The 21615-nt window shown below is 65.5% G+C and carries 19 protein-coding genes; 11 read left to right on the top strand and 8 right to left on the bottom strand.

Annotation, left to right across the window (positions count from 1 at the left end):
• Positions 1 to 4 precede the first annotated feature (4 nt).
• From cmk to OC446_RS16030, 4 genes are all read left to right on the top strand, one after another.
• Positions 5 to 646 (top strand): (d)CMP kinase, encoded by a 642-nt coding sequence (gene cmk, locus OC446_RS16015; RefSeq protein ID WP_262030014.1) that lies wholly within the window; start codon positions 5 to 7, stop codon positions 644 to 646.
• A gap of 160 nt (positions 647 to 806) precedes the next feature.
• A complete protein-coding gene (locus OC446_RS16020) occupies positions 807 to 1610 on the top strand; it encodes a DUF1194 domain-containing protein (protein ID WP_262030015.1) in 804 nt (267 codons plus the stop codon).
• 12 nt (positions 1611 to 1622) lie between these two features.
• Positions 1623 to 2000, top strand: a complete 378-nt coding sequence (locus tag OC446_RS16025) for a methylglyoxal synthase (RefSeq protein WP_262030016.1) — start codon at positions 1623 to 1625, stop codon at positions 1998 to 2000.
• Between the two features lie 413 nt (positions 2001 to 2413).
• Positions 2414 to 2659, top strand: a complete 246-nt coding sequence (locus OC446_RS16030) for a hypothetical protein (protein WP_262030017.1) — start codon at positions 2414 to 2416, stop codon at positions 2657 to 2659.
• Positions 2660 to 2704: 45 nt separating this feature from the next.
• On the opposite strand, the gene hrpB is transcribed toward OC446_RS16030, so the two are convergent.
• Both hrpB and OC446_RS16040 read right to left on the bottom strand, forming a co-directional pair.
• The gene (hrpB, locus tag OC446_RS16035) at positions 2705 to 5170 is read right to left on the bottom strand and encodes an ATP-dependent helicase HrpB (protein ID WP_262030018.1); all 2466 of its coding nucleotides are present in this window, start codon (positions 5168 to 5170) and stop codon (positions 2705 to 2707) included.
• Positions 5171 to 5245: 75 nt separating this feature from the next.
• Positions 5246 to 5857 (bottom strand): HAD family hydrolase, encoded by a 612-nt coding sequence (locus tag OC446_RS16040; protein ID WP_262030019.1) that lies wholly within the window; start codon positions 5855 to 5857, stop codon positions 5246 to 5248.
• Positions 5858 to 6053: 196 nt separating this feature from the next.
• Between OC446_RS16040 and OC446_RS16045 the strand changes: the two genes are divergently transcribed.
• Entirely contained in the window at positions 6054 to 7220 is a 1167-nt protein-coding gene (locus OC446_RS16045; RefSeq protein ID WP_262030020.1) for a DUF305 domain-containing protein, read from the top strand.
• 19 nt (positions 7221 to 7239) lie between these two features.
• Here OC446_RS16045 and OC446_RS16050 read toward each other — a convergent pair whose 3' ends face one another.
• Positions 7240 to 9531 (bottom strand): NADP-dependent malic enzyme, encoded by a 2292-nt coding sequence (locus OC446_RS16050; protein WP_262030021.1) that lies wholly within the window; start codon positions 9529 to 9531, stop codon positions 7240 to 7242.
• 149 nt (positions 9532 to 9680) lie between these two features.
• On the opposite strand from OC446_RS16050, the gene mutS reads away from it, so the two are divergent.
• Positions 9681 to 12407 (top strand): DNA mismatch repair protein MutS, encoded by a 2727-nt coding sequence (gene mutS, locus OC446_RS16055; RefSeq protein ID WP_262030022.1) that lies wholly within the window; start codon positions 9681 to 9683, stop codon positions 12405 to 12407.
• Between the two features lie 9 nt (positions 12408 to 12416).
• Here the strand turns inward: mutS and OC446_RS16060 are convergent, their stop codons facing one another.
• Both OC446_RS16060 and OC446_RS16065 read right to left on the bottom strand, forming a co-directional pair.
• Positions 12417 to 12869: a response regulator gene (locus OC446_RS16060; protein WP_262030023.1), complete on the bottom strand. Its 453-nt coding sequence runs from the start codon at positions 12867 to 12869 to the stop codon at positions 12417 to 12419.
• Positions 12862 to 14235 carry a sensor histidine kinase gene (locus OC446_RS16065; protein ID WP_315986515.1) on the bottom strand — a complete coding sequence of 458 codons (1374 nt, stop codon included), beginning with the start codon at positions 14233 to 14235 and terminating at the stop codon, positions 12862 to 12864. The genes OC446_RS16060 and OC446_RS16065 overlap by 8 nt, the downstream gene beginning before the upstream one ends.
• Positions 14236 to 14259: 24 nt before the next feature.
• On the opposite strand from OC446_RS16065, the gene OC446_RS16070 reads away from it, so the two are divergent.
• Together OC446_RS16070 and OC446_RS16075 are read left to right on the top strand one after the other, a co-directional pair.
• Positions 14260 to 15798 (top strand): YifB family Mg chelatase-like AAA ATPase, encoded by a 1539-nt coding sequence (locus tag OC446_RS16070; RefSeq protein ID WP_262030025.1) that lies wholly within the window; start codon positions 14260 to 14262, stop codon positions 15796 to 15798.
• 173 nt (positions 15799 to 15971) lie between these two features.
• On the top strand, positions 15972 to 16904 hold the full coding sequence (locus OC446_RS16075) for a GNAT family N-acetyltransferase (RefSeq protein ID WP_262030026.1): 933 nt from the start codon (positions 15972 to 15974) through the stop codon (positions 16902 to 16904).
• 21 nt (positions 16905 to 16925) lie between these two features.
• On the opposite strand, the gene queG is transcribed toward OC446_RS16075, so the two are convergent.
• Together queG and OC446_RS16085 are read right to left on the bottom strand one after the other, a co-directional pair.
• Positions 16926 to 18038 (bottom strand): tRNA epoxyqueuosine(34) reductase QueG, encoded by a 1113-nt coding sequence (gene queG, locus OC446_RS16080; protein WP_262030034.1) that lies wholly within the window; start codon positions 18036 to 18038, stop codon positions 16926 to 16928.
• A gap of 26 nt (positions 18039 to 18064) precedes the next feature.
• Positions 18065 to 18757 carry a glutathione S-transferase family protein gene (locus OC446_RS16085; RefSeq protein WP_262030035.1) on the bottom strand — a complete coding sequence of 231 codons (693 nt, stop codon included), beginning with the start codon at positions 18755 to 18757 and terminating at the stop codon, positions 18065 to 18067.
• Between the two features lie 178 nt (positions 18758 to 18935).
• Between OC446_RS16085 and OC446_RS16090 the strand changes: the two genes are divergently transcribed.
• Positions 18936 to 19733, top strand: a complete 798-nt coding sequence (locus OC446_RS16090; RefSeq protein WP_262030027.1) for an undecaprenyl-diphosphate phosphatase — start codon at positions 18936 to 18938, stop codon at positions 19731 to 19733.
• 3 nt (positions 19734 to 19736) lie between these two features.
• The gene (locus tag OC446_RS16095) at positions 19737 to 20003 is read left to right on the top strand and encodes a hypothetical protein (protein WP_262030028.1); all 267 of its coding nucleotides are present in this window, start codon (positions 19737 to 19739) and stop codon (positions 20001 to 20003) included.
• A gap of 116 nt (positions 20004 to 20119) precedes the next feature.
• Here the strand turns inward: OC446_RS16095 and nth are convergent, their stop codons facing one another.
• Positions 20120 to 20875 carry an endonuclease III gene (gene nth, locus OC446_RS16100; protein WP_262030029.1) on the bottom strand — a complete coding sequence of 252 codons (756 nt, stop codon included), beginning with the start codon at positions 20873 to 20875 and terminating at the stop codon, positions 20120 to 20122.
• A 20-nt stretch (positions 20876 to 20895) separates the two neighbouring features.
• Between nth and OC446_RS16105 the strand changes: the two genes are divergently transcribed.
• Positions 20896 to 21405 (top strand): DUF2244 domain-containing protein, encoded by a 510-nt coding sequence (locus OC446_RS16105; protein ID WP_262030030.1) that lies wholly within the window; start codon positions 20896 to 20898, stop codon positions 21403 to 21405.
• Positions 21406 to 21615: the final 210 nt, after the last annotated feature.

A 21615-nucleotide genomic window follows, 5' to 3' on the forward strand; every position in this document is an offset into this window, starting at 1 on the left:
GCCCATGATCATCGCCATCGACGGACCTGCCGCCTCGGGCAAGGGAACCCTGGGCAAGCGCCTGGCCGAGCATTTCGGCTTCGCTCACCTCGACACGGGACTGCTCTATCGGGCCGTCGCCCGCGTGCTGATGGACCGGGACATTCCTCTCACGGACCGGGATGCCGCCGCGCAAGCGGCGCTGGACCTGGACGTCAGCCACCTCGAAGACGATTCCCGCCTGCGCGGCGCCGCCATGGGCGAGGCCGCATCCGTAGTCTCGGCCTATCAGCCGGTCCGGGATGCGCTCCTCGCCTTCCAGCGCCAGTTCGGCGCCCAGGAACCCGGCGCGGTGCTCGACGGGCGGGACATCGGAACGGTGGTCTGCCCCGATGCCGAGGTGAAGCTCTTCATCACGGCAGCCCCCGAGGAACGGGCCCGGCGGCGCTATCGGGAACTGCTGAGCCGGGGCGAGCAGGCGGAGTACGAGACCATCCTGGTGGATATCCGCCGCCGCGACGAGCGCGACATGAGCCGCAGCACCGCGCCGCTGAAGGCCGCCGCCGACGCCATGACCCTCGACACGACACACCTGGATGCCGACGGCGCCTTCCAGGCGGCGCTCGACCTCGTGGAACGCAGGCGGTTCGCGAAGGCCGATCGATAAATCGCAGCTTACTCCCACGTCAGAGACGATCCTTGCGCCCAGGAGCCGAAGCCCCGCGCTGCCATGCCTGTGGCCGCCCCTGGTCCCGGTGTGTCCTTGCCTTAGTTTCAGAAGCTGGCACACTCGCCTGACCAATCCGGCTCCCGACAAGGAGACACCGATGGTTCGTTCCGGCTTCATCCGCTTGGCCGCGGGCCTTGCCTGCCTCATGGGGCTCTTCGCAACCCACGCCCAGGCCCAGCCCGAGACGGAGGTCGACCTCGCCCTCGTGCTGGCCGTCGACATCTCCTTCTCCATGGATACGGACGAGCAGGCCCTGCAGCGGGAGGGCTTCGCCCAGGCCTTTCGCTCCAAGCTCGTTCACGACGCGATCCGCGGCGGGATGCTGGGCCGGATCGCCGTGACCTACATGGAATGGGCGGGCTCGCCCGACCAGAAGGTCATCGTCCCTTGGACCATCCTCGACAATTCCGAGAGCCTGATGGCCTTCGCGGACAAGATCTCCTCGACGCCCTTGCGCCGTGCACAGCGGACCTCGATCTCCAGCGCCATTGACTTTAGCGTGAAGCTTCTCGATGACAGCGGCCTCAACGCGGCCCGGCGCGTCATCGACGTTTCGGGCGACGGGCCCAACAACCAAGGACGGCTCGTGGTCGAAGCGCGCGATGCGGCCGTGGCCAAGGGCATCATCATCAACGGCCTGCCGATCATGCTGCGCCAGCCCGGCTACCTCGACATCCCGGATCTCGACATCTATTACAGGGACTGCGTCATCGGCGGCCAGGGCGCGTTCACGGTACCAGCCCGCGAACGCGATCAGTTCATCGAGGCGATCAAGACCAAGATCCTGCTGGAAGTTGCCAATCTGATGCCCGGGCAGTTCTTGATCAACCGCATTCAGTCCCCTCCGCGCACCAACTGCATGGCCGGCGAGATGCAGTGGCGTGACCGCTGGAGCAATTGAGCTGTTCCTCCCATGAAGCAATTGACGTTGGCGCTCGTGGCTCACGATGCCAAGAAGGCCGACATGGCCGAATTCGTGGCCAAGTACGAGAACGACCTCCGGCCCTTCGCCCTCTTCGCCACCGGCACGACCGGAGGGCGCGTGATGGAGCGCTGCCCGTCCTTGTCCGTCACACGCCTGAAGAGCGGACCGCTCGGCGGCGACCAGCAGATCGGCGCGATGATCGCGGACGGAAAGATCGACGCGCTCTTCTTCTTCGTCGATCCGCTCTCGCCCCATCCGCACGACGTGGACGTGAAGGCGCTGATGCGCCTCGCCCTCGTCTACAACATCCCCATGGCGCTCAATCCCGCCACGGCGGAGCGGTTGATCGAGTCGTTCAGAAAGTAAGTCCCAGACGACTTCACAATGCAGCGACATCATCAGCGATAGATCATCCGCTCTGCGCTTTTCCCGTTCATCGTGAGACGCACGCGGGATCGGACGCTGAACAAGCCCATCCATCAAAAATTGAGAAACCCTGCCGTTGCGGGAGGCAACAAAGCTTGGCGCAAAGCCACTAAATGCAAGATCGATACGGTCTTACCGCCGAAACGATATAAGAATTTATAGATTTCTATATATTCAGATATTATGGAAAGATTTTTCATCAAAGGCATACATCCTTCAATACTGTAATTTTTCCATCAATACATCAAATATTAAGTGCTATACGCATAGAATTGATCTACGTTAAGCTTGCAGAGAATGAAATGGGGCTTAGACTCGACGTGCTGTATCCAAACAGCAAGAGGAGACGAGCTATGAAGAAAGCTCTAGCTACAGCTGCGGCCTTGTCCCTAATCATCGTCACTGCGAGCGGCGCTTGGGCACAAGGCAATAAAACGGGATTTTCTTCAGACACGGGGCAGGGAAACCTGAACAACGAGAACTACAAAGATAATCCGGGCTCGGTTGAAGTATCAGGCCCCAAAGGTCAGATCGACAAAGGCAACACGGATTGCAACAACTGCACAAGCAGTGGTCCAGGCAACGGCAACAATCGTTGAGCAACAGAGAGCCGGAGTAACCTCCGGCTCTTCCTCCAGCAGGGGCTATTTTCTTCGATGTAATGTATGCCGCGTCGGCGGTGCCGTGAGCGGGTCCTCCGGCCAGGGGTGCTTGGGGTATTGCCCGCGCATGTCGGCCCGCACCGCCGCCCAGGAGCCGCGCCAGAAGCCCGGCAGGTCGCGGGTGATCTGGATCGGGCGATGAGCCGGCGAAAGGAGGTGCAGGATGAGCGGCACGCGTCCCGCCGCGATGGTAGGATGCTTGTCGAGCCCGAACAATTCCTGCACGCGCACAGCGAGAACGGGCCCCTCCTCCGCACCGTAATCGACAGGGATCTGCGATCCGGTCGGCACCTCGATATGGGTAGGCGCCTCCGCATCGAGGCGCCGCTGCAGGTTCCAGGGCAGAAGACCGCGCAGGGCCTCGCTCAGCAGGTCGGAGCCGATATCGTTGAGACCGGCCTTTCCAACAAGATGCGGCGCCAGCCAGTCCTCGGCGCTGCGGCTCAAGGCGTCGTCGGATAGGTCCGGCCATTCCTCGCCTTCGGCCTGGCGCAGGAACATCACGCGCTCGCGCCACTGGGCTAGTGCCTTCGACCAAGGCAAGGGGTCGATCCCCAGGGAGACCAAACCTTCGGCAAGCGCCCGCGCCGCCTCTTCCGTCGCCGGAACCTTCAACGGGCGCTCGTTCAGGAGCAGGGCCCCGAGACGCCTGATGCCCCGCGCCCGCAGGGCCTTGGCCTGCCGGTCGAAAGCGACCTCGTCACGCTGCTCGATCGCCTCTGCGAACAGGCTCTCGACCTCGTCTCGCCCGATTGCGGCCGCTGCCAGAACGCGCGCCGAGGCGGCGGCGCCGGCGATCTCGGCGATGGCGAGATAAGGCTCCCTGGCCAGCCGCTCATGCGCTTCGAGCACGGCGCCGCGCCCATTGGCCATGAGGTATTCGCCCGTCCTGCCGCGCGCCTTCGCGATCCGGTCCGGATACGCCAGCGTCAACAGCGCGCCGATGGAGTGCGGCTCGCCTGCCCTGGAGCCGTTGCTGCCCCTGGCCCAGCCCTCCGCCATGAGCCGCATGTCCTGCGCCCGGCCCGAGCGGTCCCGGCGGAAGCGATCAACGCGGTCGGCGAGGTCCACCGCATCGCCTCCCAGCCCGCGCTCGACGAGAACGGCCGCGACATCCGCGGCATCGCGTGCCTGCCCGATCGCGCCCGCAGCCAGAACCATCCGAGCGAGACGCGGCGGCAGAGGCAGGTCGCGCAGGCGGCGGCCCATCTCCGTGATGCGCCCCTCCGCATCGAGAGCGCCGAGCTGCTGCAGCAGCGCTCTCGCCTCCTTTAAGCCGGGCGCAGGCGGCGGGTCGAGGAAGGCGAGCGACGTGGGATCCGTGACGCCCCAGGTGGCGCAATCGAGCAACAACGGCGCGAGATCCGCCGACAGAATTTCCGGCCGTCCGAACGGCTCGAGCGCACCTGTTGCAGCCTCCTCCCAGAGCCGGTAGCACACACCGGGCTCCGTGCGGCCGGCGCGTCCCCGGCGCTGGTCGGCGGCCGCACGGGAAACGCGAACGGTTTCGAGGCGCGTGAGACCGATATTCGGCTCGTAGACGGGCACCCGGGCGAGGCCTGAATCGATGACGACGCGAACACCCTCAATGGTGAGTGACGTCTCGGCGATGGAGGTGGCGAGCACCACCTTGCGACGGCCGGGTTTCGCGGGACTGACCGCGAGGTCCTGCTCGCCCCGCTCCAGCGCGCCATAGAGCGGCGCGATGTCGACCGCGGGATCCGTGACGCGCTCGCGCAAAAAAGTCTCGACCCGCCGAATCTCCCCCTGCCCCGGCAGGAAGACCAGGATGGAGCCGCTCTCGGCCCGCAGAGCCCGTGTCACCGCATCCGCCACCTGTTCGTCGATGCGCCGGTTGGAATCGCGCCCGAGATAGCGAGTTTCGACCGGATAGGCGCGGCCCTCCGATTCAATGACGGGCGCATCGCTCAACAGCCTCGCCACCCGGGCGCCATCGAGCGTCGCCGACATGACGAGGAGGCGCAAGTCCTCCCTCAGGCCTCCTTGGGCATCGAGCGCCAGGGCGAGACCCAGATCCGCGTCAAGGGAGCGCTCGTGGAACTCGTCGAAGAGAACGGCAGCAACGCCGTCGAGGGACGGATCGTCCAGGATCATGCGGGCGAAGACGCCCTCGGTCACGACCTCGATCCTGGTCTTGCGGCTGATCTTCGAACCCAGGCGGACGCGCAGGCCCACCGTCTCCCCCACGGCCTCGCCGAGCGTCTGCGCCATGCGCGCCGCCGCCGCCCGGGCGGCCAGCCGCCGGGGCTCCAGGACGATGATCTTGCCGCCGTTGACCCAGGGCTCGTCGAGCAGCGCCAGCGGCACCCGCGTGGTCTTGCCCGCCCCCGGCGGTGCGACCAGCACCGCATTGGAGCGTGCGCGCAGGGCGTCCGTCAGTTCGCCAAGAACGGCATCGATGGGAAGAGAGGTGTCGAAAGCACGCATGCCGCCTGATGGCTCAAGCGGGCCGGGAGGGCAAGAGCCGCCTGTCATTCGCGGCCATGGCGACCCGCCGCGTCATCACACCGAAAAGCCGTACCGCCTCAGTTCCGCCGCCAGGTCGATGGACTCGACGCAATGGATCGCGTGCATGCCCACATCGCGGGCGGCCTCCACGTTCGGCTTGGAATCGTCGATGAACACGCAATCCTCCGCCATCAGCCCATAGCGGTCGAGGAGGAGATAGTAGATCGCCGGATCGGGCTTCAGGAGGCGCTCGTCGCCGGACACGATGGTGCCGTCGAAGCCCGACAGGAACGGGAAACGCTGCTGCGCCAGCACGAATTTGGGACCGGAGAAATTCGTGATGCAATAATTTGGCACACCCGCCTCCCGCAGGCGCAGCAGCAAGGCCACATGGACGTCGAAGACGCCCGAGACGGTCTCGTCCCAGCGCTCGTGGAACGCGCGGATATGCGTCTCCTGCGTCGGATGATCCTTCACGAGGAGCGCCACGGCCTCGTCCCAGTCGCGGCCCCGATCCTGCTGCACGTTCCAGTCAGGGGTGCAGACATGGGCAAGGAACCATTCCATCTGCTCCTCGTCGTCGAAGATTCGACGGTAGAGATTACGCGGGTCCCAGCGCAGAAGGACGTTACCGATATCGAACACGACGGTTTGAGGCTGCCCCATGGTCAAATTGCTTCCTTCGATCTTGCTCGCCCCTGTTTAGCCCTCCGGCGGCATCTGCACCACTCCCAAGATCATCCGGCAGGCCTCGAAAACCGACGGGCTGGACAGGCCCCGATGCAAACCTCCCGAAGCTTGGCCGGATCAACGGAGCCGCTCGAGCGTTTCCATCCCGCTTCAATCGACATGCGGAGGCGGGATGGCCGGTTTTCTGAGGTCGCAAAAGAGTGTGAACTGGCGCGCCGCCGCTCTCCTGGGCCTGATCTCCAGCACCTTCTCGACCCTCGTCAGCCAATTCCTTGCAGCCCGTGTCGGGCGCGATGCGGTCGTGGACTGGATGGTGGTGGCGACGATTCCGCTGCGCGACGGGATGCTCCAGAGCGAGCCGTCCTGGTCGACCATCGCGGCCGGCATCCTGTTCCATCAATGGGCGGATTTCTCATGGGCTATCGTGTTCTTCGGGCTGTTCGGGCTCTGGACGGCCGACCTGAAGCCCCGGACCCTTCTCCTGATCGCACTGCCCTGGGCCCTGTTCACCTCGGCGCTGGAATGGTTCTTCCTGGTGCCGCTCATTCCCTTCTGGCAGCCGATCTTCATCCTGAACCAGCCCTATTGGATCGGCTTCCTGGTCCATGCTCTCTCGGCCCTGATGTACCCGCTCTTTCCCTGGTTGCGCGACTGGCTCCGGGGCCGGCTCCCCTCGCCGTACGGGCGCTTCACGGCCGCGTGGGGCACGCTATCCGCCGCGACTCTTCTCGTGCTCGGCCTCGTCGCCTTTCTCGGCTGGCAGAACAGGGAGCTGCCGTGGATGGGAGAGAATCCCGCCTTCGATCAGAGCTATATGCGCCGCATGGCCGCTCACCATGCGCAGGGCGTCGAGCTCGCGCGGCTGGCCGCCGAGAAGGCGCAGGATCCCTATCTGAGGAATCTCGCCCAACTCATGGCGGCCGATCAGAAGGGCGAGATCGCGGTCTTCCGGCAATGGTGGCGCAGCTGGTTCGACGACGATCTGCCGGAGGCCTCTCCCGATGAGCACACGTCCATGCCGGGCATGCTGTCGCCGGAGCAGTTGGACAGCCTGCGTCATGCGGACAAAAATGCCTTCGATGCGCTCTTCGTCGGCCTCATGACCGCGCATCACCAGGGGGCGATCCGCATGGCCGACGAGGCCATGCGTCAAGCCGGCGACCTCCGTCTCCGGCTTATGGCCCATGCGACCCGCCACGCCCAGCGCGGTGAGATCGAACTGATGCACGGCAGCCAAGGCTTCCAGGCGGTGAAATCCGCCACCCTGTCGCTGTTCCTGACCGCGGGAGAAGCCCGCGCCGACCGGCGGGGAGCGGCTCCCTCGACGCATCCGCATTGAGGGAGCCGGAAGCCGAGGATCAGCCGCCGATATTGTAGGCCGCGAGCGCCGCCATGTTGACGATGTCGCTGTCGGTCGCCCCGAGGGAGACGATCTGTACCGGCTTGTCGAGACCCACGACGAGCGGGCCCAGAACCATCGCGCCGCCGAGTTCCTGCAGCATCTTGGTCGAGATGGAAGCCGAGTGGAACGCCGGCATGACGAGCACGTTCGCCGGTCCCGTCAGGCGGCAGAACGGATACTGCGCCATCACATCCCGGTTGAGCGCCACGTCGGCCGACATCTCGCCGTCATATTCGAAATCGACCCGCATGCCGTCGAGGATCTCGACGGCTTCCTGGATCTTCTCCGCGCGTTCCGCCCTCGGATGGCCGAAGGTCGAGAACGACAGGAGCGCCACGCGCGGCTCGTAGCCGAGACGGCGCGCGACGCCGGCGGATTCGATGGCGATCTCGGCCAATTCCTGCGCGCTCGGCATTTCGTGGATGGCCGTGTCGGCCACGAGGACCGTGCGGCCGCGCGCAAGGCAGAGCGAGATGCCGATGACGCGATGGCCGGGCTTCGCGTCGATCACGTGGCGTACGTCGGCGAGCGCCGTCGAGTAGTTGCGCGTCGCGCCCGTCACCATGGCGTCCGCATCGCCCAAGGCCACCATGGACGCGGCGAAATGGTTCCGGTCCTGGTTGATCATGCGCTGGCAGTCGCGGAACAGGTAACCCTTGCGCTGCAGGCGTTCATAGAGGAACTGCGCATAGGTCGCGTTGCGATGCGACAGGCGCGCATTGTGGATCTCGATGCCCTCGCGGCCCTCGAGCTCAATGCCCGCCTGCACGGCCGTCTCGTGAATGCGGTCTTCGCGCCCGACGAGAATGGCCTTGCCGAGCCCCTGGTTGACGAAGGACAGGGCGGCGCGGATCACCTGCTCCTCCTCGCCCTCCGCGAAGACGACGCGCTTCGGGAACTTGCGCACGCGCTCGAAGATGCGGTTGAGCGTGCCGGCCACCGGATCGCGCCGTGCCGAGAGCTGCGCCTTGTAGGACCGCATGTCAACGATGGGACGGCGCGCGACGCCGGTTTCCATGGCGGCCTTCGCCACCGCCATCGGAATCGTGTGGATCAGGCGCGGATCGAACGGCACGGGGATGATGTATTCGCGCCCGAAGCGCGGACGCGAGCCCTGATAGGCGGCCGCCACCTCGTCCGGCACGTCCTCGCGGGCGAGCTCCGCCAGCGCCTGGGCGGCGGCGATCTTCATCTCCATGTTGATCGTGGTCGCCTGCACGTCGAGGGCGCCGCGGAAGATGTAGGGGAAGCCGAGGACGTTGTTGACCTGGTTCGGGTAGTCGGACCGGCCCGTTGCGATGATCACGTCGTCACGGATGCGCGCTACCTCCTCCGGGGTGATTTCCGGATCGGGATTGGCCATGGCGAAGATGATCGGATTGGGTGCCATGGAGCGGATCATCTCGTCCGTGAACGCGCCCTTAGCGGAGAGGCCGAACACGGCATCGGCGCCGTTCAGGGCATCCGCCAGGGTGCGGGCGTCCGTGTCGGCCGCGTGGGCCGATTTCCACTGGTTCATGCCCTCGGTACGGCCCTTGTAGATCACGCCCTTGGTATCGCAAAGGATGACGTTGTTGGGCGCGAAGCCCATGGCCTTGAGAAGCTCCGTGCAGGCGATGCCGGCGGCGCCCGCGCCGTTCACCACGAGCTTCGTCTTGGCCATGTCGCGATCGGTCAGATGCAAGGCGTTGATGAGCCCCGCTGCCGCGATGATCGCCGTGCCGTGCTGGTCGTCGTGGAAGACGGGGATGTCCATCAGCTCCCGCAGGCGCTCCTCGATGATGAAGCATTCCGGCGCCTTGATGTCTTCCAGATTGATGCCACCGAAGGAAGGCCCGAGATAGCGCACGCAGTTGATGAACGCGTCCGCATCCTCCGTGTCGACCTCCAGGTCGATGGAATCCACGTCGGCGAAGCGCTTGAAGAGCACCGCCTTGCCTTCCATCACGGGCTTCGAGGCGAGCGCGCCGAGATTGCCGAGGCCGAGGATCGCGGTTCCATTCGAGATCACCGCCACCATGTTGGAGCGAGTCGTGTAGTCGAAGGCCAGGGACGGGTTTTCTGCAATCGCCAGCACCGGCACCGCCACGCCCGGCGAATAGGCCAGCGACAGGTCCCGCTGGGTCGCCATAGGCTTGGTCGGGACGACTTCGAGCTTGCCGGGCCTTCCCTGAGCGTGGAACTGCAGCGCCTCCTGATCGGTGAAGGTGGGGCGTTTGCGGCGGATCGGGCGCTGATCGTCGGTCATGGAATATGGTTTCTTTTGATGGTGGGCGTTTCCAAAAGGGGATGCGACCTTAAGGCATAGGGGGCGCCTTTCTCAAGACTTGTCCACATCCGCCCTTTGGACCCCATGACACGGATGAAAGGGCGGGCCAGCTTTGCTAAACAGACCGGATGTCGTCCCAAACCGCCTACCAATCCCCCGAGACCGCCCCGTCGAACGCCGCGCCGGCGCCCGCAGCCGCGCAGGACAGCCGGGTCACGCCCATGATGGCGCAGTATATCGAGATCAAGGCGGCCAATCCGGACAGCCTGCTGTTCTACCGGATGGGCGATTTCTATGAATTGTTCTTCGAGGATGCCGAGATCGCCAGTCAGTCGCTCGGCATCGTGCTGACCAAGCGCGGCAAGCACCAGGGGCAGGACATCCCCATGTGCGGCGTGCCCGTGGAGCGGGCCGACGACTATCTCCAGCGCCTCATCGGCCTCGGCCACCGGGTCGCCGTCTGCGAGCAGACCGAGGATCCGGCGGAGGCGAAGAAGCGCGGTTCCAAATCCGTCGTACGCCGCGACGTGGTGCGCCTCGTCACCCCCGGGACGATCACCGAGGAACGCCTGCTGGAGCCCGGCCGAGCGAATTACCTGCTGGCCATCGCGCGCCGCCGCGTCTCCGACACGCAATGGTGCTACGGCCTTGCCGCCGTGGATATTTCCACAGGCCATTTCGTCTTGAGCGAGACGGACGGCACGGGACTCTCCGCTGAGATCGCCCGCTTCGAGCCGCGCGAGATCCTGGTGCCCGACGTGATCCACGACGACCCGGATCTCCGGAGTTTCTGGCAGGAGACCCGCGCATCGATCACGCCCCTGTCCCGCGAGGGGCTCGATCCGGCCTCGGCCGAGCGGCGGCTTAAAGACCATTTCGGGGTCGCGACCCTCGATGCCTTCGGGGCCTTCAGTCCCGCCGAGATCACGGCAGCGGGCAGCGCGCTGTTCTATATCGAGAAGACGCAGATCGACAGCCGCCCGGCGCTCAACCCGCCGTCCCGCGACACGTCCGGCGCGGCGCTCGCCATCGATGCGGCGACGCGCGCCAACCTGGAGCTGACCCGCACCCTGTCGGGCGAGAGGGCGGGCAGCCTGCTCGCCACCATCGACTGCACGGTGACGCCGGGCGGCGCGCGGCTCCTCGCCGAGCGGCTCGCCGGCCCCCTCACCCATCCGGACCAGATCCGCGACCGGCAGGATGCCGTCACGACCCTGGTCGACAACAACGACCTGCGTGATCGCCTGCGGCGCATCCTCAAGCGCTCGCCGGATCTCGCACGCGCCCTCTCGCGCCTGAGCCTCGGGCGCGGCGGGCCGCGGGACCTGGCCTGCGTGCGCGACGGCCTGTTCGCGGCGCGCGAACTCGGGCTCGAACTGGCGATTGCCCCCGATCTGCCGAAGGAGCTGCTTGCGGCCGCGCAGGTGCTCCAGGGTCTGCGGACGGACGTGGCGGACCGGCTCGCCGCAGCTCTTGCCGACGAGCTGCCGCTGCTCAGGCGCGATGGCGGCTTCATCCGCCAAGGCTTCGATGCCGGCCTCGACGAGCTGCGCGAGTTGCAGCAGGATTCCCGCCGCTTCATCGCCGCCCTCCAGGCGCGCTACGCCACCGAGACCGGCTGCCGGACGCTGCGCGTCAAGCACAACCACATGATCGGCTATTTCGTGGAAGTGCCGCAGAATGTGGGCGAGGACCTGCTCAAGGAGCCGTGGAAGGACACCTTCGTCCACCGCCAGACCATGGCGGGCGCCATGCGCTTCTCGACCATGGAGCTGGGCGAGCTCGAGGCGAAGATCGCGTCTGCGGCCGACCGGGCCTTGAAGATCGAACTCGCCCTGTTCGACGAGATGGTGCAGGCGCTCCTCGACCTTTCCGCCGATGTGGCGGCCGCCGCCGAAGCCATCGCGGTCATCGATGTGACGGCCTCCCTGGCCGATCTCGCCATGCGCCTCGACTGGACCCGCCCCGTGGTCGACACGAGCCTCGCCTTCACCGTCAAGGGCGGCCGCCATCCGGTGGTCGAGGCGGCGCTGAAGCGCGATGGCGTTCCCTTCATCGCCAACGATTCGAATCTCTCCGGCAAGGATGTGGGCCACATCCTGCTGATCACCGGCCCGAACATGGGTGGTAAATCCACCTATCTGCGCCAGAACGCCTTGATCGTGGTGCTGGCCCAGATGGGTTCCTACGTGCCCGCGAAGGAAGCCCATGTCGGCATCGTCGACCGGCTCTTCTCCCGCGTCGGCGCTGCCGACGATCTGGCGCGGGGCCGCTCGACCTTCATGGTCGAGATGGTGGAAACCGCCGCCATCCTCAACCAGGCCACTGCCCGCTCCCTGGTGATCCTCGACGAGATCGGCCGGGGCACCGCCACCTTCGACGGGCTCTCCATCGCCTGGGCGGCCATCGAGCACCTGCACGAGGCTAATCGCTGTCGCGCCCTGTTCGCCACCCATTTCCATGAGCTGACCGCGCTCGCCGAACGGATGAAGCGGATTTCCAATGCGACCCTGAAGGTCACAGAGTGGAACGGTGAGGTGGTGTTCCTGCACGAGGTCGTGCCTGGAGCCGCCGACCGGTCCTATGGCCTGCAGGTGGCGCGCCTTGCCGGATTGCCGGGGCCGGTCGTCGAGCGGGCGAAGACGATCCTGAGCGAGCTGGAGAAATCCGACCGCGAGGCGCCCAAGCGCGCGCTCATCGACGACCTGCCGCTCTTTGCCGTTCCCGTCCGGGCTGAGCCCGCGGCGGCCCCGCAGCGGGATACCCTGCGGGAGGCGCTCGACGCCCTGGATCCGGACGCGATGACGCCCCGGGAGGCGCTCGATGCGCTTTACCGGCTCAAGGCGCAGAAATAGCAGGAACCGTCAGGAAATCTGGGAGCTACGCTCCCGAGGAGCGGCACCGAAAGGGACGAAAGTCACCGTCCGGGCCTCGTCGGGCTCGCGGAGATGACCGGCCCTCACATAGCCCAGGGCTTCGCGGACGCCGCGCTCCGTATAGGGCTTGGCGATGACGCCCCGGGCGCCGGCGAAATCCTCGGGTATTCGCTTGGCGTTCGCCGTCATGAACAGCACGGTGACACGGTGGTTCATCGAGAGGATGCGCGCGACATCGACGCCGGTTGGTCCGTCCGCCAGGTGAACATCGACGAAAGCGAGATCAGGCTTGAGATTCTGGCCGACGGACAGAGCCTCCTCGGACGACGCGGCTATCCCGACGACCTCATGTCCCAGATCCTGCAGAAGGCTTTCGAGCTCGAGAGCGATCAGGATTTCATCCTCGACAATGAGGATGCGCAACGGCTTCTCGCTACTCAAACTTCATCTCCTGCGCATCGACGGGCATCACGATTTCAGCACGTGTACCTGGCTTCTGATCGCGCCAAGTCAACTGCCCCTTCAACTGTTGGACCAACATCGTGATCAAGGTTTTTCCAAAACTTCCCTCGGCCGGGGGAGCGTGATCGAGGCCGACGCCATCGTCGTCAACGGCGATTTTCAGGCCGTTTTCCGTCCGACCGATCTCGATTGTCAATCGACCCCGGCGGCCATTTGGGAAAGCATGCTTAACGGCGTTGCCGACGAGCTCGTTCAGGAGGAGAGCCAGCGCGGTCGCCTTGGACGCAGGGACGCCGAGAGGCTGGATGGCGAGATCCAGGTCGACCTGGCCCTTGGGCAAGGCGGTGATCAGTTCCCCGGCCAGCTCCGAGGTGAATTCCTTCAGATTGAACCGTCCCCCATCCCCGGCCGCAGAGAGAAGCCGGTGGGCCGCCGAGAGCGCGCTGACCCGCTCGGCGGTTTCCTGCAGGACCTTCCGCGCCTCCGGATCCCGGAGGCGGCGGGCTTTGAGGAGGACCAGGGAAGCGGTCATCTGGAGGGTATTCTTGATCCGGTGCTCGACCTCGTGAAGCAGCGCCGTCCTGCGGTCGAAGGCTGCCTGGAGTGCCTGGGTTCGGCGCTCGACCTGCTCTTCCAGGTGCAGGCTCGTCTCGCCTCCATCCCGCGCGGGATCCTGCACGGAGCCGATCCCGGTCAGCACGAGGGTTACCCATCGAAGCTGGCCGGCCTGGTCATGAACGGGGGAGAGAGCGAGGATGCATGTGAACGCGGAGCCGTCCTTCCGACGCCCGGTAAACCCGGTCTCGAACGCCTCTCCGGCCCGCATCGCGGCGTCGATGGCATTCAGGGCGTCCAGGCCGGTGCCCGGCATGTGGAGGACATGCCAGCCCCGACCGGACATTTCTTCCTGAGAATAACCCGCTAGGTCGAGAAGGGCCCGATTAGCGAAGGCGACGGGCGCATGCTTACGATGGGAATCAACGATCAGAACAGGCATGGGCAGGGACTGGAAGGCCGCCTTGAAAGGGGCATCCTGGAGGCCCGCCGATCGGTCTGAAGAGGATATGTGGGACTCGGCCAGCATTACGATTTCAGCACGCCACGTAAGATCTCGCAGCTCCGCCGTGCCGGATCGCTCAGGAAAAATAAACGCCCCATGCCAGGAACTGCCCCGTCGATGATAGAACCCTTGCGCCTCCGCGAGTCTTTCCGAATTCCGGCTCGCGACATAGTCGGACTCAACGCGACCGCGACGGCAGGGTTCCACCTTCGCATCATCGAGTCGCACCGACCCTGCGGAATAGTTTTTGCAACAGTATCTCATTTCAAGGTCACGCGCTAACATCGGATCTCTTAAGGAGGTCAAAGGATGGTCACGCGCGTTTCCACCGTTGCATTCGAAGGAATCGAGGCGCGTACGGTCGATGTGCAGGTTCAGATTACGCCCGGTTCCGTCGTCTTCATGATCGTCGGCCTGCCCGACAAGGCGGTGGCGGAATCCCGCGAGCGGGTCCGCTCCGCCCTGATCGCCTCGGGCCTCGCCCTGCCGGCGAAACGGATCACGATCAACCTCGCTCCGGCCGATTTGCCGAAGGAAGGCAGCCATTACGATCTCCCCATCGCGCTCGGCGTCATGGCGGCCATCGGGGCCATTCCGGCGGATGCCCTCAACGGCTTCACCGTCCTGGGCGAACTGGCCCTCGACGGATCCATCACGGCGGTGGCCGGCGCCCTGCCGGCCGCCATGGCGGCCTATGAGCGCGAGCACGGGCTGATCTGCCCCGAGGCCTGCGGATCGGAGGCCGCCTGGGCCGGCAGCGAGATCGAGATCCTGGCGCCCCGCTCCCTGATCCAGCTCGCCAATCATTTCAAGGGCACGCAGGTGATGGCGCGGCCTGAGCCGGCCCTCATGCCCGCGTCAGGCCCCCTGCCCGACCTGCGCGACATCAAGGGGCAGGAAAGCGCCAAGCGGACGCTGGAGATCGCCGCTGCCGGATCACACAACCTGCTGATGAACGGCCCTCCCGGGGCCGGCAAGTCCATGCTCGCGCAGCGCCTCCCCTCAATTCTGCCGCCGCTCGCGCCGCGGGAACTGCTGGAGGTATCCATGATCCAGTCGGTGGCAGGGCTTTTGGCCGATGGGGCCCTGTCCAACCGCCGCCCGTTCCGGGCGCCCCACCATTCGGCCTCCATGGCGGCGCTCGTGGGTGGTGGCCTCAATGCGCGTCCTGGCGAAGTGTCGCTCGCCCATCATGGGGTGCTCTTCCTCGACGAGCTGCCGGAGTTCCAGCCCCAGGTGCTCGATTCGCTGCGCCAGCCAATCGAGGCCGGCGAGATCCTGATCGCCCGGGCCAACCACCGCGTCACGTATCCAGCGCGGTTCCAGCTCGTCGCCGCCATGAATCCATGCCGCTGCGGGCAGGCCACCGAACCCGGTTATGTCTGCCGCCGCCAGCCCAACGAGCGCTGCGTCGCGCAGTACCAGGCGCGGCTCTCGGGCCCGCTCCTCGACCGCATCGATCTTGCCATCGACGTGCCGGCGGTCACGGCCGCCGACCTGATCCTGCCGCCGCCTGTGGAAGGATCGGCCGAGGTGGCGGCCCGGGTCGCCCGGGCCCGGGAACGGCAGGCGCAACGCTACGCGGCCTTGAACCTCGACGGCATCACCACCAACGCGGCCTGTCCGCCCGCGCTTCTGGAAGAGGTGGCGCAGCCCGACCCGGAGGGGCTGGCCCTCATCCGCGATGCCGCCAATACCATGCGCCTGTCGGCGCGTGGGTTTCATCGCGTGCTGAAGGTGGGCCGCACCCTTGCCGACCTCGACGGGGAGGATCGCGTGCGACGCATCCATGTGGCCGAAGCCTTATCCTACCGCGCCCATGCGGACCGGCGCCCGGCAGCAGCGTGAGCAGGCGGCCAGCCTGCTCCGACTTCTGCGGAATTCGGTCCTGACCTCGATATTTTCCACCGGGACATTTATGTTTTCTGTCACAAAACAGTTTGGAATGGGTTCTATGTCATGAGACGCCGGATAGCGCCAAGCTTGAGCCGGCGTTCAAGGTACGATCCCGCGAGGCAGCGATGAATCTCTCTCCGTCGAATGAGACGGCATCTTTTCCAGCCCCACCGTGGGCGCGCCCGAACGGCTTGACGAAGCTCATTCCCGGCACCGACAGGATCGTGCGCGATTATGGCAGCCTCGATCCCGTGCTCGGACGAATCGGCTCGCTGGAGGTGCGCCTTGCCACGACGACGGGGGAGATCCGCCGCGCCCAGCGCCTGCGCTTCAAGGTTTTCTACGAGGAAATGTCGGCCTCTCCCAACAGGGCCGCGCTGCTGTCACGCCGGGACGTGGATGCCTATGACGCATTGTGCGACCATCTCCTCGTGCTCGACCATGACGTGAAGCCGAAACCTTTTCGCGCCACGAAGCCGAAAGTGGTGGGCACCTATCGTCTGCTCCGCCAGGACGTCGCCGACCGCCACGGCGGCTTCTACACCCGGGGCGAGTACGACATCGCGCCCCTCCTCAAGGCGCATCCCGGCCTGCGCTTTCTCGAACTCGGCCGCTCCTGCGTGCTCGAACCCTATCGCAACAAGCGCACGGTCGAACTGCTCTGGCACGGCATCTGGGCCTACGTCCTCCATCACCGCATCGACGTGATGATGGGCTGCGCCAGCCTCGAGGGTATCGTGCCACAGGATTTGGCGCTTCCTTTGAGCTTCCTGCACCATTATGCCGCCGCGCCTGCAGAGTGGCAGGCCCGCGCGCTGTCGGAGCGCTTCACCGCGATGGACATCCTGCCCAAGGAGGCCATCGACCCCAAGGCCGCGCTCCATGCCCTGCCGCCCCTGATCAAGGGCTATCTGCGCCTGGGCGCGACCTTCGGCACGGGAGCGGTGATCGACCGGCAGTTCGGCACCACGGACGTCCTCGTCGTCCTGCCCGTCTCGGCCATCAACCCGCGCTATATCGACCATTTCGGCCCGACGGCCAACCGGCACGCGGCGTGAGCGTCTCGGGGTTCGAACCGGTCAGGCCACCGCCTCGCTCCCCATCATCCCGCGCCGCCACTCCTCGCGCACGCCGGGATCGCCCTCGCGCTCCAGCCGCCCTTCGGCATGCCGCGCCACGGTCTCCGGCGGGAGCAGGCGTGCGAGGGCCCAGACCGCCATCGCTCGCACGAGCGGCGAGGCATCGTCGAGGAGACGCAGGGCTTCGTCGGCCAGAGCGACATCCCGTGAATTGCCGATGGCGATGAGCACGTTGCGGATAAAGCGGTCGCGGCCGGTGCGCTTGATCGGCGTTCCGGCGAAGCGAGCACGGAAGCCCGGATCGTCGAGCCGGACGAGGTCCGCCAGCGGTAGCGCCGCGAGGTCGTCCCGCTGCACCAGCCGGGCCTCGCGACCCGCCTGGGCGAACTTGTTCCACGGGCAGACGGCGAGGCAATCGTCGCAGCCGAAGATCCGGTTACCGATTCCCGGGCGCAGCTCCGCGGGAATGTGCCCCTTGTGCTCGATGGTGAGATACGAGATGCAACGCCGCGCATCGAGCTGGTAAGGCGCCGGAAAGGCATTGGTCGGGCATATGTCGAGGCAGCGGCGGCACGAGCCGCAATGGTCACGCTCAGGCGCGTCGGGCGGGAGCTCCGCCGTGGTGAAGATGGCGCCCAGGAACAACCAGTCGCCGAATTCGCGCGAGACGATAACCGTGTGCTTGCCCTGCCAGCCGAGGCCTGCCGCTTCCGCGAGCGGCTTCTCCATGACCGGAGCCGTATCGACGAAGACCTTCACGTCCGACGATGCCTTGGACGCAAGGAAACCCGCCGCCTCCTTGAGCTTGCCCTTGATGACGTCGTGATAGTCGCGGTTCCGGGCATAGACCGAGATGTAGCCGCGATCCGTCCGCGCCAGCTCGGGCAATGGGTTCTCGGCGGGAGCGTAGTTCAGCCCAAGCAGGATGATGCTGCGCACCTCGGGCCAGAGGGTCCGCGGATCGGCGCGGCGCTCGGCGGTTTCCGCCATCCACTCCATGGAGCCGTGGTGGCCGGCCTCGAGCCAAACCTTTAGGCGCTCGGGCGCCAGAGGAATCGCATCGGGTCTGGCGATGCGGATCGCATCGAAGCCGAGCGCCCTTGCGCGCTCGATGAACGCCGTCTTGAGAGCGTCTCCGTCTAGAAATCCAGATCGTCGTAATGTCCCGCTGGCGCCATCCCCGGCACCCGGTCCGCGAGGAGCGCGCGAAAGGATGGCCGGGACTTGATCCTGGCATACCAATGCTTCGCTGTTTCGTCCTCGTCCCATGGCACGTCGCCGAGATAATCCACCACCGACAGATGGGCGGCCGCCGCCAGATCCGCATAGGTCATCTGGTCGCCGGCCAGCCAATTCCGCGCGGAAATCAGAAAACCGATATATTTGAGATGGTATCGCACATTGGTCTGGGCCGCGCGAATCGCGCCCATGTCCGGCGGACCGCCTCCCAGTTCGATCGGCATGAACCGCTTATAGATCTTTTCTGTGGCAAGATAATCCGAGACTTCGCCATGGAATTTGACCAGAAACCAGTCAAGCAGGCGGCGGACCTCGACTCTCCGCTCAAGATCGCGGGGCAGGAAGCGCCTGTCCCGCAGGTCCTCTCCCCGGGTCTCGTCGAGATACTCCGCAAGGCTTAATGGGCCCGCGACGGCAAGTCCGTTATCGTCGATCAGGAGCGGCAGATTTCCGGCCGGGTTGATCTCCAGAAACGGAATGCGCCGATCCCACGGCTTCTCCTCGATCATATCCGGCTCAAGGCCGAGCTCCGCGAAAACGAGACGCGCGAACCGCGACTGCGGACAGAACGGATAAGAATGCAGGATGGCCATGAATCTATGAGTGACGCGAAACAGGCGGCGAGAATAAGGCCGTGCTTCGTTAAGGGTTGGTAAGGAATATTGGTGAATCTCATGTCCGTGATGCAAAAGGGCTACGCCGGCGGCGCAAACCTTGCTTGACAGACACGACGTGCTCGCGCATCTGGCGCCGTTTTCAGGATTTTCAACGATGTCGCAAATCATCGAGGCGCTCTTTCTCGGCCTCATCGAAGGTCTGACGGAATTTCTTCCGGTCTCCTCCACGGGTCACCTGCTCCTCGTGGGCCACTTCCTCGGCTTCGAGTCCACCGGCAAGACCTTCGAGGTCCTGATCCAGCTCGGCGCGATCCTGGCGATCCTGTCCGTCTACTTCAACAAACTCTGGACCATCGCCAAGGCTCTGCCGCACGATCCGATGGCGCGCCATTTCGTCATCGGCGTTCTCGTGGCCTTCCTGCCGGCCGCCGTGATCGGGGCTCTGCTCCACGGCTTCATCAAAGAAGTGCTGTTCGATCCCTGGATCGTCTGCATGACCCTGATCGTCGGCGGTTTCGTGCTCATCGCCATCGACCGAATGCCTCTCGAGGCGACCAAGACCGACGCGACCCGGTTTCCTCTGTCGATGTATTTCAAGATCGGCCTCATCCAATGCGCCGCCATGGTCCCGGGCGTCTCCCGCTCGGGCGCCACCATCGTGGGCGCCATGCTGATGGGCGCCTCGAAGCGGGCCGCGGCCGAGTTCTCGTTCTTCCTCGCCATGCCGACCATGGCCGGCGCCTTCGCCTACGACCTGCTGAAGAACTACAAATTCCTCTCCGCCGATGACGCCGTGATCATCGGCGCGGGCTTCGTCACCGCCTTCCTTGCGGCGCTCGTGGTGGTGAAGCTGTTCCTGGATTACGTGTCCCGGCACGGTTTCACGCCCTTCGCCTATTGGCGCATCATCGTCGGCGCCGCAGGCCTCGCCGGCCTGATCGTCTACGGCTGATCGATGCCGACACGGGACGAAAGCCTCGCGGTCACGCTGTCCATCGCGGTCGCCCTGCTGGTGGTGCTCCTCACCGTGATCGCGGCTGCGGTCATCGGCCCGCAGCCTTCCACCGAGGGCGGGCCGCCGGGTGGCCCCGCCTGCGCCGAGTGGACTGACGAGTGCGTCGTCTGTCGTCGCACGCCCGAGGGCCTCGCCTGCTCGACGCCAGGCATAGCCTGCGTGCCGGCGGCGCCCCGCTGCCTCAGGCCCGCGGGCGTTCCGATCTGAAGCTTTTAATTTTACGCATCTCTTCACGCAAAACCGGTGCCCACTTTTGCGCTCGATGCCTGTGGTCTGACGCATCTTTGCGCACAAAACCGGTTTCCACTTTTGCGCTCGATGCTCTACGGAATCGTCTTGTCCGGATAGCGGCACAGGTCGTTGATCGGGCAGCGCCAGCACTCGGGCCGGCGCGCCTTGCAGATATAGCGGCCGTGCAGGATCAGCCAGTGATGGGCGTGGAGCCGGAACTCGTCCGGGATCAGCGCTTCGAGCGCGACCTGCGTGTCCAGGGGCGTCCTGGTGATCGCCAGCGGGATCCGGTTGGTGACGCGGAAGATATGCGTGTCGACGGCCACCCGCGGATCGCCGAAGGCGATATTGACGACGACGCTGGCGGTCTTGCGCCCGACGCCCGGCAGGGTTTCCAGCACCTCGACGGAATTTGGCACCTCGCCGCCGAACTCGTCCACGAGGCGCTTCGCCGCCGCCATGACGTTCTTCGCCTTCGTGTTGTAGAAATTGAGCGTCTTGATGTGCTCGCGCAGACCCTCCTCGCCGAGAGCGAGCATCTTCTGCGGCGTGTCGGCGATGGGAAAGAGCGCCTTCGTCGCCTTGTTGACGCCGATATCGGTCGATTGCGCCGAGAGCGCCACGGCCACGAGCAGCGTATAGGCATTGGTGTAGTCGAGCTCGCCCTTGGGCTCCGGATTGGCCGCGTGCAGGCGCCGGAAGACCTCGATAATCGTCGCCCGGTCGACGGGCTTCGGGCCACGGGCGCGAAGCGCCTTCCCGACGGCCTTCGCCGGAACGGCCGGCTTCGATGTCGGTTTTGATTTCGCCTTGGCAATGCGGCGGGGGGACGGCTTCAGATCGGACATTTCTGCGTTATACTTGAGGCATGGCAAGCGGCAAGGCACCCTATGGCGAGATCGACCGGTTCGAGCGACCGGTCTTCTCGGCCGTGATCCGCCCGCACCGGTCCTTGAGCCCGCAGGGCTTCATGACTCTGATGGTGCTGGTCTGCCTCACCTCGGTTGTGGCCAGTCTGCCCTTCGTGATGATGGGATTCTGGCCGGTGGCCGGCTTCTTCGGCCTCGATTTCCTCGGCCTCTACATCGCCTTCCGGGTCAGCTACCGCCAGGGCCAGGCCTTCGAGCTTCTGGAACTGACGCCGATCCGGCTTCTGTTCCGCAAGGTAAGCCCCCGCGGCGACGTGAAGGACTGGCAGTTCAATCCGCTCTGGACCCGCATCGACCGCGAAGTCGACGACGAGTACGGAATGCAGCACCTCTCGCTGCGCTTCCGGAACGAGCACGTGGAGATCGCCCGCGATTTGTCCCCGCCGGAGCGGGAGACCCTGGCCGATGCCCTCGGCCGGGCCCTTGCGGATGTGAAACGGGGTCATTGAGCAAAAATCCAGCACCTGTGGGCCCGCAGCTTGCGCTGCGAGCCTCATCGGTGGTCGAGGGTGGCGCGTCGGGCCGTCCGGCTCGCTGTGTAGGTTAAAGGGAAGAGCCGGTCGGCTGCTTCGCGCACGGTTCTTTTAGGCGTTGAGACTTGGACCAGCACAAGGCTGCCAAGGGCCTCCTGGCGCCGGCTGCGTGACCGGCGGACAGGA

The organism is Microvirga sp. Mcv34 (genome assembly GCF_024519725.1).
Lineage (GTDB): Bacteria > Pseudomonadota > Alphaproteobacteria > Rhizobiales > Beijerinckiaceae > Microvirga.

Excerpts from the sequence above, each read along its gene's own strand:
- OC446_RS16070 (WP_262030025.1), top strand. The coding sequence starts at position 14,260 with ATGGTCACGCGCGTTTCCACCGTTGCATTCGAAGGAATCGAGGCGCGT.
- OC446_RS16075 (WP_262030026.1), top strand. The coding sequence starts at position 15,972 with ATGAATCTCTCTCCGTCGAATGAGACGGCATCTTTTCCAGCCCCACCG.
- OC446_RS16085 (WP_262030035.1), bottom strand. The coding sequence starts at position 18,757 with ATGGCCATCCTGCATTCTTATCCGTTCTGTCCGCAGTCGCGGTTCGCG.
- mutS (WP_262030022.1), top strand. The coding sequence starts at position 9,681 with ATGTCGTCCCAAACCGCCTACCAATCCCCCGAGACCGCCCCGTCGAAC.
- OC446_RS16095 (WP_262030028.1), top strand. The coding sequence starts at position 19,737 with ATGCCGACACGGGACGAAAGCCTCGCGGTCACGCTGTCCATCGCGGTC.
- OC446_RS16090 (WP_262030027.1), top strand. The coding sequence starts at position 18,936 with ATGTCGCAAATCATCGAGGCGCTCTTTCTCGGCCTCATCGAAGGTCTG.
- OC446_RS16030 (WP_262030017.1), top strand. The coding sequence starts at position 2,414 with ATGAAGAAAGCTCTAGCTACAGCTGCGGCCTTGTCCCTAATCATCGTC.
- cmk (WP_262030014.1), top strand. The coding sequence starts at position 5 with ATGATCATCGCCATCGACGGACCTGCCGCCTCGGGCAAGGGAACCCTG.
- hrpB (WP_262030018.1), bottom strand. The coding sequence starts at position 5,170 with ATGCGTGCTTTCGACACCTCTCTTCCCATCGATGCCGTTCTTGGCGAA.
- OC446_RS16050 (WP_262030021.1), bottom strand. The coding sequence starts at position 9,531 with ATGACCGACGATCAGCGCCCGATCCGCCGCAAACGCCCCACCTTCACC.
- OC446_RS16065 (WP_315986515.1), bottom strand. The coding sequence starts at position 14,235 with ATGTTAGCGCGTGACCTTGAAATGAGATACTGTTGCAAAAACTATTCC.
- OC446_RS16040 (WP_262030019.1), bottom strand. The coding sequence starts at position 5,857 with ATGGGGCAGCCTCAAACCGTCGTGTTCGATATCGGTAACGTCCTTCTG.
- OC446_RS16105 (WP_262030030.1), top strand. The coding sequence starts at position 20,896 with ATGGCAAGCGGCAAGGCACCCTATGGCGAGATCGACCGGTTCGAGCGA.
- OC446_RS16045 (WP_262030020.1), top strand. The coding sequence starts at position 6,054 with ATGGCCGGTTTTCTGAGGTCGCAAAAGAGTGTGAACTGGCGCGCCGCC.
- nth (WP_262030029.1), bottom strand. The coding sequence starts at position 20,875 with ATGTCCGATCTGAAGCCGTCCCCCCGCCGCATTGCCAAGGCGAAATCA.
- OC446_RS16025 (WP_262030016.1), top strand. The coding sequence starts at position 1,623 with ATGAAGCAATTGACGTTGGCGCTCGTGGCTCACGATGCCAAGAAGGCC.
- OC446_RS16020 (WP_262030015.1), top strand. The coding sequence starts at position 807 with ATGGTTCGTTCCGGCTTCATCCGCTTGGCCGCGGGCCTTGCCTGCCTC.